1 protein-coding gene is annotated in these 2,001 nt (G+C 60.2%); it reads right to left on the bottom strand.

Annotation, left to right across the window (positions count from 1 at the left end; all coding sequences use genetic code 11):
- Window positions 1–41: 41 nt before the first annotated feature.
- Window positions 42–1,985: a molecular chaperone DnaK gene (gene dnaK / locus AC1D1X_RS21770; protein WP_477699161.1), complete on the bottom strand. Its 1,944-nt coding sequence runs from the start codon at window positions 1,983–1,985 to the stop codon at window positions 42–44.
- Window positions 1,986–2,001: the final 16 nt, after the last annotated feature.

Genomic DNA, 2,001 nt, shown 5'->3' with positions numbered 1-2,001 from the left:
CAGTTATCGCGCCAATGCAGGGGTGCTTTGTAAAAAAGCGCTTAGCCCTTTTTGACTTCCTTGACTTCAGCGTCCACGACATTGTCGTCGACCGGTTTGGCTTCAGCCTGGGCGGCGCCCGCTGCGCCTGCGTCACCACCGGCTGCCGCCTGCGATGCCTGCATGTCGGCGTACATTTTTTCGCCGAGCTTCTGGCTGGCTTCCATCAGGGCCGTGTTCTTGGCGTCGATGGCGGCCTTGTCGTCGCCAGTGAGCGCTTCTTCCATGTCCTTGATGGCGGCTTCAATCTTTTCCTTCTCGCCGGCTTCGAGCTTGTCGCCGTATTCACCCAGCGATTTCTTCACGCTGTGCACCATGGCTTCGGCGTTGTTCTTGGCGGTGACGAACTCGACTTTTTTCTTGTCTTCTTCGGCGTTCAGCTCGGCGTCTTTCACCATCTGCTGGATTTCAGCTTCAGACAAACCGGAGTTGGCCTTGATGGTGATCTTGTTTTCCTTGCCGGTGCCCTTGTCTTTGGCGCCGACGTGCAGGATGCCGTTGGCGTCGATGTCGAAGGWCACYTCGATCTGCGGCGKGCCGCGCGSYGCCGGCGGRATGCCCTCGAGGTTGAACTCGCCCAGGCYCTTGTTGCCCGARGCGATYTCGCGYTCGCCCTGGWACACCTTGATCGTCACSGCCGGCTGGTTGTCKTCAGCGGTCGAGAAGGTCTGTGCAAACTTGGTCGGGATGGTCGTGTTCTTCTTGATCATCTTGGTCATCACGCCGCCCATGGTTTCGATACCGAGGGACAGCGGGGTCACGTCGAGCAGCAGCACGTCGGTGCGGTCGCCGGAGAGGACCTGGCCCTGAATCGCTGCGCCTACGGCAACGGCTTCGTCGGGGTTCACGTCCTTGCGGGGTTCCTTGCCGAAGAGCTCCTTGACCTTTTCCTGCACCTTGGGCATGCGGGTCTGGCCGCCGACCAGAATCACGTCATGGATGTCAGCCGCGCTGACGCCGGCATCCTTCATGGCGATGCGGCAAGGTGCAATCGTGCGCTCGATGAGTTCGTCGACCAGGCTTTCGAGCTTGGCGCGGGTCAGCTTGACCAGCAAGTGCTTGGGGCCGGTGGCGGGGTCGTGCGCAATGTAGGGAATGTTGACTTCGGTGGCCGGGCTGTTGGACAGTTCGATCTTGGCCTTTTCAGCCGAGTCTTTCAGACGCTGCAGGGCCACCACGTCTTTCGACAGGTCGATGCCGCTGTCTTTCTTGAACTCGGCCACGATGTAGTCGATGACGCGCTGGTCGAAGTCTTCGCCGCCCAGGAAGGTGTCGCCGTTGGTGGAGAGTACTTCAAACTGCTTCTCACCGTCGACATCGGCGATCTCGATGATGGAGATGTCGAAAGTGCCGCCGCCCAGGTCATACACAGCGATCTTGCGGTCGCCCTTTTCCTGCTTGTCCAGGCCGAAGGCGAGAGCCGCTGCGGTGGGTTCGTTGATGATGCGTTTCACGTCGAGGCCGGCGATGCGGCCGGCGTCTTTGGTGGCCTGGCGCTGTGCGTCATTGAAATAGGCAGGCACGGTGATCACGGCTTCGGTGACCGGCTCGCCGAGGTAGTCTTCGGCGGTTTTCTTCATTTTGCGCAGGATGTCGGCAGACACTTGCTGGGCCGACAGCTTCTTGCCGCGCACTTCCACCCAGGCGTCGCCGTTGTCGGCAGCCACGATGGAATAAGGCATCAGTGCGATGTCTTTCTGGACTTCTTTTTCGGTGAACTTGCGGCCGATCAAACGCTTGACAGCGTACAGGGTGTTCTTGGGGTTGGTCACGGCCTGGCGCTTGGCCGATGCACCGACCAGCACTTCGCCGTCTTCCTGGTAGGCGACGATGGAAGGGGTGGTSCGCACGCCTTCCGAGTTCTCGATCACGCGGGGGGTGTTGCCCTCCATGACGGACACGCAGCTGTTGGTAGTGCCGAGGTCAATGCCGATGATTCTTCCCATGATGATTTACTCCTGC

It is taken from the genome of Polaromonas sp. P1_G4 (assembly GCF_056405475.1).
Note: the sequence above shows the minus strand (reverse complement) of the source record. Positions and strands in the feature narration are given on the sequence as shown.